The sequence below is a fragment of the Scytonema sp. UIC 10036 genome, assembly GCF_009725235.1.
Genome location: NZ_WJFC01000012.1, coordinates 101,384 through 119,123, shown reverse-complemented (window position 1 = coordinate 119,123; position 17,740 = coordinate 101,384). Strand labels below are relative to the sequence as shown.

Annotated in this window: 9 protein-coding genes; 5 read left to right on the top strand and 4 right to left on the bottom strand. The window is 39.4% G+C overall.

Annotated elements, in window-relative coordinates:
- Positions 1-169: 169 nt before the first annotated feature.
- The 3 genes from F7734_RS08285 to F7734_RS08275 all read left to right on the top strand — a co-directional run bounded on the left by F7734_RS08285 (position 170) and on the right by F7734_RS08275 (position 7,563).
- Entirely contained in the window at positions 170-568 is a 399-nt protein-coding gene (locus F7734_RS08285; protein ID WP_243146753.1) for a hypothetical protein, read from the top strand.
- A gap of 82 nt (positions 569-650) precedes the next feature.
- Positions 651-2,021 carry an FAD-binding protein gene (locus F7734_RS08280; protein WP_155744215.1) on the top strand — a complete coding sequence of 457 codons (1,371 nt, stop codon included), beginning with the start codon at positions 651-653 and terminating at the stop codon, positions 2,019-2,021.
- Between the two features lie 112 nt (positions 2,022-2,133).
- A complete protein-coding gene (locus tag F7734_RS08275; protein WP_166481791.1) occupies positions 2,134-7,563 on the top strand; it encodes an AAA family ATPase in 5,430 nt (1,809 codons plus the stop codon).
- Between the two features lie 14 nt (positions 7,564-7,577).
- On the opposite strand, the gene F7734_RS08270 is transcribed toward F7734_RS08275, so the two are convergent.
- Positions 7,578-10,316: a cation-transporting P-type ATPase gene (locus F7734_RS08270; protein ID WP_155744214.1), complete on the bottom strand. Its 2,739-nt coding sequence runs from the start codon at positions 10,314-10,316 to the stop codon at positions 7,578-7,580.
- Positions 10,317-10,536: 220 nt separating this feature from the next.
- Here F7734_RS08270 and F7734_RS08265 point away from each other — a divergent pair, with 220 nt between their 5' ends.
- On the top strand, positions 10,537-12,618 hold the full coding sequence (locus tag F7734_RS08265) for a cation:proton antiporter (RefSeq protein WP_155744213.1): 2,082 nt from the start codon (positions 10,537-10,539) through the stop codon (positions 12,616-12,618).
- Positions 12,619-12,622: 4 nt separating this feature from the next.
- On the opposite strand, the gene F7734_RS08260 is transcribed toward F7734_RS08265, so the two are convergent.
- The gene (locus F7734_RS08260) at positions 12,623-13,618 is read right to left on the bottom strand and encodes an AI-2E family transporter (RefSeq protein WP_166481794.1); all 996 of its coding nucleotides are present in this window, start codon (positions 13,616-13,618) and stop codon (positions 12,623-12,625) included.
- Positions 13,619-13,687: 69 nt separating this feature from the next.
- Here F7734_RS08260 and F7734_RS08255 point away from each other — a divergent pair, with 69 nt between their 5' ends.
- Positions 13,688-14,170: a substrate-binding domain-containing protein gene (locus tag F7734_RS08255; RefSeq protein ID WP_207714048.1), complete on the top strand. Its 483-nt coding sequence runs from the start codon at positions 13,688-13,690 to the stop codon at positions 14,168-14,170.
- Between the two features lie 143 nt (positions 14,171-14,313).
- On the opposite strand, the gene F7734_RS08250 is transcribed toward F7734_RS08255, so the two are convergent.
- Positions 14,314-15,072 (bottom strand): DapH/DapD/GlmU-related protein, encoded by a 759-nt coding sequence (locus F7734_RS08250; RefSeq protein WP_155744212.1) that lies wholly within the window; start codon positions 15,070-15,072, stop codon positions 14,314-14,316.
- 710 nt (positions 15,073-15,782) lie between these two features.
- Positions 15,783-17,459 carry a mechanosensitive ion channel domain-containing protein gene (locus F7734_RS08245; RefSeq protein WP_155744211.1) on the bottom strand — a complete coding sequence of 559 codons (1,677 nt, stop codon included), beginning with the start codon at positions 17,457-17,459 and terminating at the stop codon, positions 15,783-15,785.
- Positions 17,460-17,740 lie beyond the last annotated feature (281 nt).

The following is a 17,740-nucleotide window of genomic DNA, read 5'->3' as shown; positions in this document are numbered from 1 at the left end:
ACAAGTGTAGAAACAGCTTGAAGCTTTTGTTACGTTACAAAGGGGGTTTCACCGATACGGCTCGCCTCCGGCACTGACAAGCTACTGAATATACCAGTTATGAGTAGATTTTTTCAGGTTATTTGTAGGTGCCAATATTTCGTATCGCATTCTGGACGGTTTAGATGTCTTGCAAGCAAAACAACTGCATTCTGAAATCGGTGATGCCAACATTTATATGCGAACGGGGTTCCACCATATTCCCATAGAAAAGCGTGAAATGCTTGCTCAATCGCTACGCATACTTCTCGGTCAACAAGGAACCATGTACCTTATTGAACTAGGTGCTGGCTGCATTGACTTCTTCAACTCACTCTTTGAATTGTACGGACAGCTACCGTATGAACTCTCACTGGTCATGGAACACGGTATTAGACCGGGTATTGTAACAGAAGAAGACGTTGCCGTGTATTTCCCTGATTTTGAAATTCTAAGTCAGGGTGAAGACTTATTCCAAAGTATTCACAAACTACCTGATGGAAAATATGCAACACCACCAGCATTTTGGGCAGTTATCAAACGCCGCTAGTACAGTCAAAATTGTTGAAAAACAAATAATACCAGTTTGAACAAAGAGTGCGACAGATAGTTAGTTCAAATCAAGTCTAAATATGACTTTCTCAATCCAAAATCTAAAATCTAAAATCCAAAATAGTATCGACTCAGGGGTGAATGTAATTCTAGATTGCAGCAGTATATCTAGTGCTTGCACCGATTTTGGCAACCTTGTCAGAGGTAATACCTGCGGCATTATCCAACCTTGCAGTGTAGAAGAACTCAGAACGGTGGTACAGTTCGCCAATGACCACCATTTACAACTCAAAACCCGTGGCAAAGGTTACACTCAAAGCGGACAGTCTGTTGCTCAAGAAGGCTTTACACTTGAGGTAACACAACTCAACCAAGTCTATGAATTGGATACGACAGCGAAGACGATCGCTTGTGAAGCAGGTGCAAAATGGCAAGATATAGTTGCTACAACTATTAGCCACGGGATGCTTCCCCGTGTTCTACCCCTCAACCTTGAACAAACAGTAGGAGGGCTACTCTCCACTGGGGGTATTGGCAGTACCTCCAAAACTTATGGTCCGGTGATTGCTAATGTGGTTGATATAGACATCATCACGGGGAATAGTGAGTATATCAAATGCAGTCGTACACAAAAACCCGAATTATATGATGCAGTCTTAGGTGGATTGGGAAGATGTGGTATTATCGTCAGCACCACCTTAGAGTTACGCACAATAAAACAATATATTCGTACTTTCCATCTGCTTTATGACTCTCTTGATGCTTGGATGCATGACCAAGTGTTGTTGGGTAAAAGCAACCAGATAGATCATCTTGAAGGCTTTTGCTGGTCTTCTGCTAAAGGTATCCGTAATACTCCGAGTGGTAAGCGCTTCTTTACTCATTGGCTTTATGGATTGCAAATTGGCGTAGAGTATAGTATAATAGAGCCTTGTTTAACTGACATACTAAAGGGCTTGAATTATTGCAAGCTTATTCATACTGAAGATGAAGAAACCGCAAGTCATGTTTTTCGCTACCAACCCCGCTTTGATATGATGCGGGAAACTGGTGCATGGAACCAAACTCATCCCTGGATAGATTGTTTTATGAGTGCTAAAACTTTGGCAGAAATCATGCCCGAAATTCTCGATATGTTACCCCTAAGTTTGGGTGATGGGCACAGAGCCATAATGGTTGCATCTGATAACTTACCTTATTTATTTATGATGCCACCAGAAGATGATATCTTTTGTTTTGCTATTCTTCCCGTGGGTGTTGCAACTCATGATACCAACAGTCTTGATGTCTTAGAAAAAGTTAATCAAATGCTCTTAAATGCAGGTGGAAAGCGCTACCTTTCTGGGTGGCTTGGCAAATCGGATTTTAATTGGAAACAGCATTATGGCAACCGTTATGATACTTGGGTAACAGTGAAGCAACAGTACGATCCAGAATGTATCTTTGGCTAGGTGCCGAACTCAAGTAGTTCTGCTTCTCAAAAAAACTAGACTCGGTTTTGTTAATACAGGCAATTAATGGGAATCCTAGACTTAGAGGTAATTTTAGTCTAAAACCAAGGCAGTGGCACATTTCCACAATTTCCAAATTCCGGGTTACAACACTCTAGAAGTTATTCACTCTGGAGCCAATACTAATATCTACGGTGGTACTGTAGTTGCCACTCATACCCCCGTCATCCTCAAAGTTTTACTAGACGATTACTTCTGTTTAGAAGCAATTGCCCGTTTCAAACACGAATACTCGATCTCAGCTAAACTGGACCATCCTAACATCGTCAAAGTTTTAACTTTAGAATCTTACGATAAACGATTGGCACTGGTTTTTGAAGATTTCGGCGGCATTAGTCTCAAACAGTATCTCGAAGCCCACAAACCTTCTGTGCAACTGACTCTTCAAGTTGCAGTTGCGATCGCCAGTGCCCTCGCCTATATTCATGACAACCACATTATTCACAAAGACGTTAAACCAGCCAACATCATCATTGCAACAGCAGGAGGAATGAGGCAGAAGATAGATCCCTTCTGCACTCAAGCGTCTACCTCAATTATTAAACTCACTGATTTCAGCATCGCCTCACGGTTAAGCAAGGAAACACCACAACTTATCAACCCCAACCAACTAGAAGGAACACTGGCATATATGTCGCCAGAACAAACAGGACGGATGAATCGTAACCTGGACTACCGTAGCGACTTCTACTCATTGGGACTCACACTCTATGAAATGCTAACCGGGCAATTACCCTTTACCAACGATGAACCTTTAGAATTGGTACACGCCCATATTGCCAAGCAACCAACACCAATTCAACAGCTTGTGCCAAATGTCCCCAGCACTGTCGCTGCTATTGTCCACAAGTTAATGGCAAAAAATGCAGAAGATCGATACCAAAGTGCCAAAGGATTATTAGCTGATTTGCAGCAATGTTTAGAGCAGCTGAACACTACAGGCAATATCGCTGATTTTACACCAGGTCGCCTAGATATTCTTTCTCAACTACTGATTCCCCAAAAGTTATATGGACGAGAAACCCAAGTTGAAAAGCTGCTGTCATCTTTTGATAGAGTGAGTAGTGGGAAAAGCGAGTTGGTATTAGTATCTGGTTACTCAGGTGTTGGGAAAACTTCTGTTATCAATGAAATTAATAAGCCAATTACCAAAGCCAGGGGCTATTTTATTAGTGGTAAGTTCGATCAATTCAAGCGCGACATACCCTATGTAGCCTTAGTGCAAGCTTTTTCTTCTCTCATGCGCCAACTGTTAACGGAATCAGCAGAAAAACTAGAGGTGTGGCGCAGTCGGATACTCCAAGCTGTGAGTAGCAACGGACAAGTCATTATTGATGTCATTCCAAAAGTTGAACTCATTATTGGTAAACAACCAGAAGTACCCCAACTTGGACTTAATGAATCACAAAATCGATTTCATCGAGTCTTTCAACAATTTCTAAAAGTATTTTGTTGTCAAGAACACCCATTAGTCATCTTTTTAGACGATTTACAATGGGCAGATTTAGCTACATTAAAGTTGATACATCTATTGATGTGTCATGTTGAAAGCAAATACTTATTGTTGATTGGGGCATACCGTGACAACGAGGTTAGCAAAGGCCATCCTCTCCTCAGTATTATTGAAGAAATCAAGGAAACTAGCATAGATATAAATGATATTGTGTTGCAATCATTAGAGTTAGATAATGTAATCCAATTTATCGGAGACACACTAAATGATGATATTCAACGAACCATTCCACTAGCTGAAATTATTTTTAAAAAAACTAACGGGAATCCTTTTTTTATTACCCAATTGCTCAAAGTCATGTATCAAGAATTACTCCTTGTATTTGATTTTAACAAACAACAGTGGCAGTGGGATATTGAAAAAATTATAATGACTGGTATACTTGATAAAAGTGTAGTTGACTTAGTAGCCAATCGTCTTAATATTCTACCAGGAATTACACAAAAATTATTACAATTAGCTGCATGTATTGGAGATAAATTTACTCTCAATTTACTATCAGCTTTGAATAAAAAGTCAGTCTATGATACAGCGGTTGAAATTGATGCAGCACTCGAAGCTGGGCTGATATTACCAATGAATGAAGCGTATCGTATACCGCTATTATTCCAAGCAGAAGAAAACATTTCATTTGATAGCAAGGATATTAGTTATAAATTTCTGCATGATAGAGTGCAGCAAGCAGCATATTCATTGATTCCAGATAACCAAAAGAAAGAAAATCATATCATAATAGGTAGATTACTGCTTGAAAATACACTAAATGAAGAAAGAAATGTAAATATTTTTGACATTGTTAATCATTTTAATAAAAGCATCGAACTTTTACAAGAAATTGAAAAAGATAAACTCATAGAATTAAATTTAATTGCTGGTCGTAAAGCAAAAAAAGCAACGGCTTACGAACCTGCTCTCAATTATCTTATGGTAGGAATTAAACTTTTAAGAACGACATCATGGTTAACTCACTATGAAACAACTTTAGATTTATATGAAGAAGCAGCAGAAGCTGCGTATCTATGCGGTGATTTTGAACAGATGCATCACTTAGCAAATATTGTTATTCAAAAAGCAAATTGTTTACTAGATACAATTAAAGTTTATAATTTAAGAATTCTTACAGCTATAGCTCAAAAAAAACTACAAGAATCGTTAGAAATTGGATTGCAAACTCTCAAGAAACTAGAGATAGATTTTCCTGAAGAGCTAACTGATGAGTTCGTGAATCAGGTACTGACAGAAACAGAATCCTTGATTCCCAGATATAATCTTCAAAGTTTACTGAATTTACCTACAATGACCGATCTAAATTCCATAGCAGCTATGGAAATTTTAGATACAATCTCCACTGCAGCTTATTCAGTCTCTCCCAAACTGATGCTGTTAATCAACTTGTTGCGAATAAAATTATCTTTACTTCACGGAAACTGTTCTTCATCTGCTATTGCTTATGCAGCTTATGGGCTTATTCAATGCGGTTTGCTTAATAATTATGAATTAGGCTATGAATTTGGAACAATAGCACTTAATTTAGCATCAAATATCAATCAAGGTATCCATGGTAAAGTCTTATTTTATGCTAGCAATTTTCTTTTTCATTGGAAAACTCATTTAAGAGAGATGCTTCATTTTTCTAGATTAGGAGCTAAGTATAGCCTGGAAAGTGGAGATTTAGAATATACAGCATGGTCTTATCAGTTTGAATGCCGCGCTTTATACTGGCAAGGAGAGGAATTAAATAGTTTAAAGCATAAAATAGAAAATGATATTTATGCTATTCGCTTAACCAAACAAGAACAACCGTTAAGTCATCAATATATGCTCTATCAAGTTATTTTAAACTTAATGGATCGTTCTCAAGATGCTTGTCATTTAGTTGGTGAGGTTTACAATGAAGAGCAATCTCTTGCACAGTATCAAGCTATAAACGATGTATTAGGGATTTACTTTTTTCATTTATATAAACTTATTCTTTGCTATCTCTTCGGTCAGTACGATCGCGCCAGTACTCATGCGAATATAGCAGCTACTTATTTAAGTAGTGCGATGGCACAAGTTGTTGTTCCTATCTTTTATTTTTATGATTCTCTCATACAACTCGTTATCTATAATTCTCAACTAGAATCAGAACAAAAGCATATACTTAGTCAAGTACAAGCCAATCAAGAAAAAATGCAAAAATGGGCAGAACTAGCACCTATGAATTATTTACATAAATTTTATTTGGTAGAAGCAGAAATATATCGATGTAGGGGGGAAAACTACCAAGCAATGGATTATTATGACCGTGCTATTACTCTTGCTCAATCTCAAGGATACATTCAAGAAGTTGCTATTGCTAACGAACTAGCTTCTTTATTTTATTTAGAGTTAGGCAAAGAAAAAATAGCTAAAGCATATATACATGAAGCTCACTACAGCTACATTCGTTGGGGAGCAATAGCGAAAGCTACAAACTTAGAGGAGCGGTATCCTGACATATTAACTCCCATATCACAACGAGTATTATCTCATACCAGTCTTTCTAATAAATTATCTACTTCTACAAAAAGTTTATCTCTTGATATTTTAACAGTAGTTAAAGCGTCTCAAGCACTCAGTAGCGAAATTGTTTTGGACAGCTTGCTAGAAAAGCTTATGTGTTTAGTTAAAGAAAATGCTGGCGCACAGAAAGTATTTTTCATTGCCAAAGATAACGATCGATTAGTTATTGAAGCTTCACTCATAGAGGAAGGAAATATTACAACATTACAATCTCTTCTGATTGCAGAACATCAAGTACTACCTGTATCTGTAATTCATTATGTAGAGAGAACTCAAAAACCTCTAGTCTTAGATGATGCCACTCTTGACGACAATTTCAATCACGATCCTTATATTGTCACTTATCGACCAAAATCGATTCTTGTATCACCAATTATTTATCAAGGAAGACTTACAGGAATTTTATACTTAGAAAATAATCTCACCACTCACGCTTTTACTAAAGATAGGTTAGAAGTTTTGCATATTTTATCAGCACAAGCTGCTATTTCTATAGAAAATAGTTGTTTCTATGCAACACTAGAAACACGCGTTAAAGAAAGAACACAACAATTAGAGGATAAGAACCAACAGTTACAAACTATTTTAGGAGAATTACAACGCACGCAAGCTCAACTCATACACCATGAAAAAATGTCTTCATTAGGACAGTTAGTGGCAGGTATAGCCCATGAAATTAATAATCCTATCAACTTTATTTATGTCAATTTAACTTATTTATCTGAATATACTGATTCCTTACTAGACTTACTTAGTTCTTACCAAAAAGACTATCCGAATCCCAGTAGAGAAATTTTGGAAAAAATTGATGACTGTGATATGGATTTTATTAAAGATGATATGCCAAAATTGCTTTCTTCTATGAAGATAGGAGCAGAACGTATTCGAGATATCGTTAAATCTTTGCGTAATTTTTCACGACTAGATGAATCAGCCGTTAAAGAGGTCGATCTTCATGAGGGCATAAAAAATACCCTAATGATTTTACAGCAAAAACTACAAGGTATTGAGGTTATTAAAGATTACGAAATTTTACCTAAAATTAGCTGTGATGCCAGTCAAATAAATCAAGTTTTTCTGCATTTGCTGACTAACGCCATTGATGCTTTATCAGAAAAAAGTATCAGTTTGCAAATGACAAACAATCACAATCTAAAGTATAAACCAACAATTTGGATTGGTACGGAGGTAGATCGTAGCAAACAAGCCGTTATTCGCATTACTGATAACGGAATTGGGATAAATAATGATGTCAAAAGCAAAATTTTCAATCCGTTTTTTACGACTAAACAAGTTGGAAAAGGTACCGGATTGGGTTTATCAATAAGTTACCAGATAGTAACAGAAAAGCATGGTGGCAGTTTGGAGTGTATATCATCGCCGGGAGAAGGGACAACTTTTATAATTAAAATTCCCTACCTATAGTGCAAGTTTTCCGTTCAAATACTCGAAGATGTTATACGATTCACGATCGCTGCAACTGCAATCATTGGTAATCCTCCCAACAAACAAAGCAACCATTGATTTAAGTTTAATGGTGCAGTGGAAAATAAATTGTTCATCAAACTCCACTGGCTAAAAATAATTTGCAAAACTATGGTACAAACGATTCCTGTAACAATTGCTCGTGTATCTCCTATCTTTTGTCTGATACCACGAAGATTATTGAGAATGCCAATTCCTAATTGACTAATGCTTAAAAGATAAAATATTCTGCCCGCAACTAAAGCTTGAATTGCCATGGTACGAGCTAAAGCAAGATTTCCTGTGGTTTGTTCTATCCATTCAAACATACCAAAAATTAAAATCCAATTAAAGACAGAAATTATCAGGATACGTCGTACTAAGCTTTTAGAGAGCAACGATTGATTGGGGTTGCGTGGTGGTTGTTTCATAACCCCCTCGGATTTTGGTTCAAAAGCTAATGGTACAGTCATGGCTATAGAATTCACCATGTTTAACCACAGAACTTGTAAAGACAAAATGGGTAACTCTCTGGCTAGCAGTACGCTAATTAAAATCGTCATCGATTCGCCACCGTTCACTGGTAGGATGAATGCGATCGCTTTGAGTAAATTTTGGTAAACTGTTCGCCCTTCCTCAACAGCTGCTTCTATCGACGCAAAGTTATCATCTGTTAAAATCATGTCTGAGGCTTCTTTAGCAACTTCAGTACCAGCACCCCCCATTGCAATCCCAATATCTGCTTGTCTGAGGGCTGGTGCATCATTGACACCATCTCCCGTCATGGCGACGATTTCACCTTTAGACTGCAGTGCTTCCACAATACGGAGTTTTTGTTCTGGTGCAACACGAGCAAACACCACCCCATCTTCCACTGCTGTAGCAAGTTCGTGTGTGTCCATTTGGGCAAGTTGACTTCCTGTAAAGGCAAGAACTTTACCATTGTTGTTAAACCTCATGCGAGAGGCAATTGCGGCTGCAGTCACAGCATGATCTCCGGTAATCATTTTGACTTTAATGCCAGCTTCTTGACAAGCTTGCACTGCCCTTACTGCTTCTGTTCTGGGTGGATCGATCATTCCTTGCAAACCCAGAAAAATCAAATCCTGTTTGATGTCGGTATGCTCTACTCTCTCATGAGACGCTGACACGTATTTCTTTGCAAAAGCCAGCACTCGTAAACCTTGATGTGCCATGGCATCAACTTCTTGATGCACCATTTCTGCCTGCAAGGAGGTTAAATTTCCTTGTGAGTCCAACATTTGCGGGCAGCGATTGAGAATAGCTTCTACCGAACCTTTAATATAAATAGTTCTTTGTGTGGGGTTTTCTTCAGTCCCTCTCTCGTGTAAAGTTACCATGTACTGAAATTCAGACTCAAATGGAATCACATCAAGCCTGGGCATTTTCTGTTCGATGTCGGTGCGAGTGAGCCCAACTTTACTCGCAACAGCAACTAATGCTCCTTCTGTCGGATCGCCAAAAACCTGCCATTGGTCATCTTTTTTTTCTAAGTGAGAATTATTACACAACAGCCCAGCTATTAGGCATTCTTTAAGAGCGGGGGAATTTTTCCAATTGATTGGATTTTCATCCAGTAAAATTTGTCCTATGGGAGAATAACCTGTACCAGTCACTATATAGTTTTTGCCTCCCGCATAGATAGCTTGTACTGTCATTTGGTTTTCTGTTAAAGTCCCGGTTTTATCCGAACAAATAACAGTAGCACCACCCAGGGTTTCTACTGCTGGTAACTTGCGAACAATAGCATGACGCCGTGCCATGCGGGAAACACCTATGGCTAGGGTAACTGTCACCACAGCTGGCAATCCTTCTGGAATAGCACTCACTGCAAAAGCAACAGCCGCTTCAAACATCTCTACCCAAGAGTAGCCGTATCCCAATCCAACTGCAAATACGAGTGCTGCTATTCCTAAAATGACGTACAGCAAGGTTTTACTAAATTTATCAAATTTGCGAGTTAATGGAGTTTTCAAGCTGGTTCCTTGTTCCATTAACTGAGAGATGCGCCCGGTTTCCGTTGCTTCTCCAGTAGCAACAACAATACCTCTACCAATACCAAACGTGACAAAGCTACCAGCATAAGCCATGTTTGTACGTTCTGCTAGGGGTGTGTCGGGGCGGAGAGTTTCCGTATCTTTTTCAACGGCAATGGACTCGCCGGTGAGGGCAGATTCGTTGAGTTGTAAATTTCGTGCTTGTATGAGACGTACATCGGCAGGAACTTTATCTCCAGACGCAAGAAGTACGATATCCCCTGGGACGAGTTCGGTGGAGGGAACTTGTACCTTTTCACCATTGCGGAGGATGGTTGCGTTTGTTTGTACAGAGGAGGCTAAAGCTGCGATCGCACTTTCTGCTTTAGATTCTTGCACATAACCAATAATGGCATTAATCAGCGTCACACCCCAAATCACTCCAGCATTCACCCACTGCCCCAGTAACGCCTTAATTGCACCTGCAACCAGCAAAATATATAACAGCGGTTGATGAAATTGCAAGAGAAATCTGACGAAAGGGCTTTTTCCTGGTTTGCCCTTGAGTTCGTTAGCACCAAAATGCTCCTGGCGTTTTGTCACCTCAACAGAAGTTAAACCTGTTTCTAGATTTGTGTCTAAATGTCGAGCGACTTCCCGCTCAAGTAGATTGTGCCATTGTTGTTCTTGTACTTGACGTGTGACTAATGCTGTCATATTGTTTGCTTCCATACAATTACCGGGTAGAACAAATTAACAACTGGAGAACCAATATAAATTAGCTAAATAGAATTTAAGAGATAAATGTGATTAGAAAGTGACGCAAGATAAACAATGAGGTTAGAACCAATTTATTTTTATGCCCAGAAAAAATTTTATCTGGTTATAAACTAGTACAGGTAACCAGCACCTTTAGCCCCGAGCGAACAAAAATCGTATGGCATATTTTGGAATGCATCTGGAAAACTGGTATCAAGTACTCAGGGAACCTTTGACTTTTTCGGTGTTTTTTAAGGCTCCGATAACTGCTCCAGTTCCTGTTTTCCTCATAATTATGGCAATTATGTTGATTGCCCCACTCTTATTTGAGCGGTTTAAACTTCCTGGAGTTGTTGGGTTAATTTTAGCAGGAATGGCTGTCGGTCCCTATGGATTGCACCTTTTAGAAAGGGATAAAACAATTATTTTGCTGGGAACAGTCGGATTGCTCTTTTTGATGTTTATGGCAGGGCTGGAAACCAGCCTTGATGACCTCAAGTACAATGCTGATAAAGCAGTTGTCTTTGGACTGGCTACTTTTATCCTTCCCATGATTTTCGGTACAGTAGCAATGCTGCTTTTAGGCTATTCATTTCTAGCCTCTATCTTGGTTGCATCTTGTTTTGCTTCGCATACACTTTTGGCATTACCAGTTGTGAGTAAACTGGGAATTATGCGAAGTCAGGCGATAACTGCGACTTTGGGAGGAACTTTAATTACAAACGTATTGGCGCTTTTAGTTCTGGCAATTGTTGTTAAAGCAAATCAAGGCAGCCTAACTCTCAGTTTTTGGTTATTTCTGATTCCATCTTTAAGCATCTACACTTTTGCTACTCTCTGGGGAGTTCCTAGAATAGGACGATGGTTTTTTCGCTGTTTCGGTCATGATGAAGGAGCCGAATTTACATTTGTTTTGGCGACTTTATTTGTCGTTTCCTACGCAGCAGAATTGATTGAAATTGAGCCAATTATTGGAGCTTTTTTAGCTGGAATAGCTATTACTCAACTCATTCCGCAATTAAGTCCATTAATGAATCGCATCCAGTTTATTGGCAACACCTTATTCGTCCCATTTTTTCTCATTTCAGTAGGAATGCTTATCAATCCTACTATTCTGGTGAGCGAACCTCGCTCTTTGCTAGTTGCAGGGGTGATGATAGTTACGGAAGTTATTAGTAAATTTTTGGCTGCATGGGCACCGGGTAAGTTTTTCGGTTTCAAATTTCCCAGCATCATGGTTATGTTTGGTCTTTCAGTGGCTCAAGCTGCATCAACATTGGCAGCTATTACTGTAGCTTTCCAGATTAAACTGGTAGATCAAATGACTGTTAATGGCATTATTGCCATGATTTTAGTCACCTGTATTGCTTCGCCTTCCATAACAGCACGTTGGGGTCAAGGTGTCAAGTTAGATGACACAACCTCAACTTCTCGTGGAAAACAGCGATCGCACAATCCCTTTGCTTCAAATCAAAGTTTACGCATTTTAGTACCTGTTGCCAATCCTGATACTGAAAATAATTTACTTCAATTGGCTCTTATTCTGGTTAAAAAAACTGGAGGAACTTTACTACCTTTGCATATTATTCTTGACAATCAAGAGCCAAGGTTAGCAGGTACCAAGGCGCAACAAAACCAATTACTAGCTGTAGCTGAAACTGCTGCTCATGCTGCTGTGACAGCAGTTGAACCAATTGGTAGAGTTGATGACTCAGTTGATAAGGGAATTTTACGGACTGCTCGCGAACGCAATGCTGATGTTATTGTTTGTGGCTGGAAAGGCTTTTCTACATATAGAGAAAACTTTTTTGGCAGCGTAATTGATAATGTTGTTAATCATACAGTTATGCCAGTCATTATCGCTCGGTTTTCTCATCCTATTAAAAGTACAAAACGAGTCTTTTTAGCTTTTAGTGAAATTGAAATATCATCTCCTGTCTTTCAACATTCAGTATCACTTGCACAAACTTTGGCAGTAGAACTGAAAGCATCGCTACAACTTGTACATATTTTGCCTCGGACTCGGCATATATCTCTTAATTTGGAAGACATGGGTTTGAATTCAGAAGTCTCAATTCAGCGAGTGCGAGGAAACTTTGTTCATAAAATTTCCAGGGTTGTAGAAAAAGACGATCTGCTGGTATTAACTGCTGGCACTCATTCTGATACACTGGGGTTGCCAAGTGTGGGAATTAAACCAGAAGCGATCGCCCGCAGTCATAGAGATATTTCTCTGATTGTTGTTCATTTTCCCCGGTAAAGAGTTAACGAGAAGAAGCATTATTCCATTTATCTAAAACATCTTGAAATAAGACTTCTTCTATCCAAGTTTTAGCAACGACAGCTAAGGGTATTGCCATTAACAACCCCAATGCCCCAAAAAAAGTGGTAAATAGGATTTGAGATGTTAGAGTAACAGCAGGTAGCAATGCTACCTGTTTTGCCATTATGGTAGGAGTTAGCCAATAACTTTCGATGTTCTGAATAATAATATATAAAATCAAAACAGCAACTGCTTTCCAGGGTTCATCAAGCAGCGCAATAACCATTGGAAAAACGACACTTAAAGTTGGGCCAATATTCGGAATAAAGTTAAGTAAACCTGCCAAGACAGCATGCGCTAAAGCAAGAGGTACTTGCAAAATCCACAAACCTATTCCACTTAAACCAGCAATAAAAACCATTTCTATTAAAGCACCACCCGTCCAACTTGCCAAACCACTAGCACACCTTGTCAGAATTTCATCAACTCTATGACGGTAAAACGAGGGAAACAGACGTATAAACGAATTACGATAAGGCAAAGGATTAACTAACAGCATAAGTGTTAAAACGAGAACTAATAAAAACTCTAAAATAGCATTAATAGAAAGAGTGAAGAGAGCAATAGAACTGCCTAGAGCTTGAGTAATTAAAGGAGGAATTTGTTGAATTAAACCATTGATATCTGGTAAGTTTGGGAACCATCCTATCAGACGTTGTTCCCAATAATTCACCCAAGCTTGAATTCTGGAGATTCCTGAAGGTACAAGTGCTAGAAGTTCTTGAAATTGTGCGGTAAAAGGCGGTACTATCAGCCAGAAAAAGCCAACCAGAAATGCTAATAAAATAAAAAGACTCAAAAAAACTGCTAGAGAACGCTTAATATGCAACTTTTGCAGTTGTAGAACAAGTTGATTTAATGCAGTTGCTAATACGATCGCAGTCACAACTATAGCAATCCTATTTGAGATCCAAACAAGGGAGACAAGGAGGACGATAACTCCAAAGTATTGCCTAAGATATCACACAGTTAATTATCAATTTTTAAATTTTGGAGAAAAATAACTATGCCCTTAAAGTTTTTTGGTTTTAATTCGACTCATAAGACAGTTGTAACTGCTTTCACTGCACTAGCAGTTGGACTGGCTTCTTGCCAACCACCAACCCAAACCCCAACCGCCACATCTCCAGGGACTACACCAGCACCGGGCGCAGCTACAGGTGACACGATCTCTATTAGTGGTGCGGGTGCTTCGTTTCCGGCTCCTTTGTATCAGCGATGGTTTGCAGAATACAATCGGCAAAATCCTAATGTTCAAATTAGCTATCAATCTATTGGGAGTGGTGCGGGGATAAATCAGTTCTTGGCTCAAACCGTAGATTTTGGAGCGACTGATGCACCACTGACTGCGGAAGAACGCCAAAAATTTCCAGCCAATCGAGGACAACCAATTCAGTTACCTATGACAATCCTGCTAAAGCAGAAGCAATCAAGCATGTTGTCCGTTGGGCGTTATCCAATGAAGGCGGTAAATATGCTGAAGAATTAGGGTATCTAGCTTTACCTGATGAACTCTCACAAAGAGTCATAGCTAGCTTGGACACTATTAAAGTAGTTCAAGCGCAGCAAGGTACAGCGCCAGCAGCGACACCGTAATCAGCAGTAAGCGACAGCTCACGACTCAAATAAACGTTAATTTTTGTTGCCATCTCTTTGAGCCATGACCCTAGCAGGTACTCCAACTGCAATTGAGTATGGCGGGATATCTTTGGTAACAACTGCGCCAGCACCAATGATACTACCGCGACCAATCCTCACCCCATCTAAAATTTTAACTCCAGTACCCAACCAGCAATCATCTTCGATTGTAATTCCGTAACAAGTGACTCCTTGTGACTTCATTGGAAGGGTTAAGTCTGCAAAATTATGATTGTTTGCATAAATTCCTGCATGAGATGCAATCATGCAGTCTTCGCCAATCTTAATAGGACCTGGACCCGCAAAACAGCAATACGGACCGACATAAGTGCGTCTACCAATTTCCACCAAGCCATTATCGTGAGCTTTAATATCACTGCCACGCTCGAGCATAACTTTTTCTCTAAGCAAGATTCTAGCATTAATGCCATCTCCAGTCAGACGAACATTGTCATGAAGCCAAACGTGGTCACCTAAAGAAATCTTGTTGCCATCTCTAGATGCATCTAGAAAGCAGCTTTGACCAATATGTACTCTATCGCCCAATTCAATTTGGTGCGAACCAAGAAATTCGCTAAATCGCTCAATTCGCACAGATTTGCCCATCCGTACCAATAAGCTGCGGTAAAGTACATTACGTAAAAATCTACCTGGTATTGGAGGTATTCCTCCCACCAGTCCAATCACCAAGATTTCTTTTAACCGCAACCATCTTGTTAAAGAAATAACATTTGTTAAGGTTATGGAGGTCATAAATATCACCCTTAAATATTGTTGGATAAAGTCTTTGTCAAAAGGTTTGAATCTGTAAGTGTTGTCCAAGAAAGCCGACGGCGATTTATGTATGGCTATCTGAAATTTAACTGTTCGCAGCTGGTGTCTCTCGAAAATCTGTTGGCAAGCATACTTTTCTAGCATCATCTGCTGCTAATGTCCGGTAAGTACCTCCGCTAAAACCTTAGAACCGGGCATATCTTGTAGATTTAAAAGAAGATACTGGTACGTATAAATGTACCACGCCGTGCTGCACGTTGAAGTTGCAAATCAAATGCAGCATTCCTACGGTGGACAACAATTGCCAGCTTTTAGGTTGCAATAATAAATTTTGTCAGCACAATAACTGCTCACGACTGAAAAGTACAAACTTGCTTTAATATTTCCCTACAATTATATAGTCTCGATCGCTAGTTCTGTAAAGATGTCTGGCAAAAAATACTTCTTCTTTTGAGAGGATTGCTTAATCAAGCTAACAATTATCACTGAATCTGAGATTTTGATTTTTCAAAATCAACATTTTTCTAAAAAAACATCTATCGAAAGTATTAAAATTTAAATTTCTCGAAACTGGGTTGAGGAATAAAACCCGCCCCACAGATATCAATACTGCGTAGGTTAAGCTTAAAAATCCGCAAATATTACAAAAATTCGAGAGTCCTTGCAGTATTGCTACAGACGTTGCAACACTATTCAGAATGTGAGTGATGGCGATCGCCATTTTGGTTCTTTTTCGCTGAACCGTTCAAGCGATCGCTCTTTGACTGACTTTTCAACCAAGCAGACAAAACTTCAGAAAGTTTAGACAAGGAATTTTCTAAATTGGGTGACAGTTGCAAAGGAAGATTTCCTGACTGCAAATGGAGAGAACGTTGGGGGAAGGGAACCCGAATATGATGATGTTGCAGGTTTTCTTCAATTTGAAAGTAGAGATCGCTCTTAATTTGAAACTGCTTTCGAGGTTGTGAAATCCAAACTAACAGCTGAAAATCTAAAGCATCTTCCCCAAAGCCTTTAAACCAAACTTTTGGTGGTGGTTGTTTGAGAACATCAGAATGACCTCTTGCGGCTTCTAGCAATGCAGAACGCACATTGTTTAAATTGGAGCCATAAGCTATACGCACGGACAATACTAGTCGAGACACGGGACTGCGATGAGTCCAATTGACTACTTCTGTATCTAACAACTTTGAATTTGGCACAATCACGGATATGTCTTCTAAAGTACGGATGTGAGTGCTGCGGGCAGTTAATCGCTCCACTGTTCCCATAAAATCCCCAATTTGCACAAAGTCCCCAATTTGGATAGATCGCTCAAAGGTAATGACTAAGCCACTGACTAACTCCCTAGCAATTCCCTGCAACCCAAACCCAATTGCCACACCTAAAACACTGGCTACTATTGCTAAAGAACTGATGTCTAAGCCCCAGAGTTGCAATAAAACAAATGTACCAATAAAAATGAGACTGTAGTTGATGAGAACTGCTATAGATTCTTGAACACCTCGGCTGGCGCTGGTTATGCGTAATATACGCGATCGCAACAAATTCGTCACTGCGCCAGCAACAGCCACCAATCCAAAGAATAGAGAAATTAGGATGATGATATTGATAACTGAATAGGAATTTTCCCCTAGAGAAATAGCTGGTGAGGTTAAACTCATCTGGAGAATACTTGCAATGCGCTGACTCCAGTATCTTGTTAAGGGAAATAAGTCTGTAATGTAAATAATCGTCCCCAACCACAGTCCAATACGCACTAACGAGAGTGTCAATTTCAAAAATAATTCTATTCCTTTGGGTTGCGCCCCAGTCTCTGGATTGTTAGCCGCCTTTGGAACAAGCCGTTGCAACCAATGGCACCATATGAAACCCAAAAGTTTGTGGAGTGCGATCGCACCCAATACGGATAAACTTGCAAATAATAGCGCTCTCCAAAGATAACTCAATCTTCGTTCTTCTTGACCTTGCGAAACTGCCTCACTAATTTGTTGTACCCAAATTTGAGCCTGTTCTTGTTTACTTCTGCCTGTAGGAGTATCTTCTTGGGTTACTGTTAGCAAGTGACGACCATTAACCCGAATCACTGGTAACTGATTGCTTTCTACAATCTCCATCTTGACTGGTTCAGAGGAACGGACTGCCTGTCTTAAAATCACATTGGCTTCATTAGCACGATTTTCAGCACTAAATTCTTTCGTTTCACTGACTTCAAATAACCGACGACCATCCAATGTGAGAACAGATGTTGGCCGCCCTTGCGCTTGCACCAGCATTTCACTCCTTGGGAACCATGCTAATACAACCGCCAAGACAATGGTAGAGATGAAGGTAGCAACGCGAAAGCGACTGCGAAAGCGACTCATAATCTAGAAACTCTTACCTCAGCAATCCGGACAGCAAATAGTCGATTCCTGAACATTCCTGACATTTGGTATACAAATATTAAGATTAATATGGATTGCCAAAAATATAATCTTCCTAAAGGCATTGATATATTACGTAAGTTGGGGAGCCAGCCCTGATAGCGAAGCGTGGCGCGAATGCGCTGTCACATTTTCTTCACATTTATCTCTTATGCTAAAAAGCATAGCAGGACAACTTGATTTCCTCTGGAGCAAAAAGTGAGTTAATTCTTCACTTTTGT

Excerpts from the sequence above, each read along its gene's own strand:
- F7734_RS08270 (WP_155744214.1), bottom strand. The coding sequence starts at position 10,316 with ATGACAGCATTAGTCACACGTCAAGTACAAGAACAACAATGGCACAAT.
- F7734_RS08250 (WP_155744212.1), bottom strand. The coding sequence starts at position 15,072 with ATGACCTCCATAACCTTAACAAATGTTATTTCTTTAACAAGATGGTTG.
- F7734_RS08280 (WP_155744215.1), top strand. The coding sequence starts at position 651 with ATGACTTTCTCAATCCAAAATCTAAAATCTAAAATCCAAAATAGTATC.
- F7734_RS08245 (WP_155744211.1), bottom strand. The coding sequence starts at position 17,459 with ATGAGTCGCTTTCGCAGTCGCTTTCGCGTTGCTACCTTCATCTCTACC.
- F7734_RS08255 (WP_207714048.1), top strand. The coding sequence starts at position 13,688 with ATGCCCTTAAAGTTTTTTGGTTTTAATTCGACTCATAAGACAGTTGTA.
- F7734_RS08265 (WP_155744213.1), top strand. The coding sequence starts at position 10,537 with ATGGCATATTTTGGAATGCATCTGGAAAACTGGTATCAAGTACTCAGG.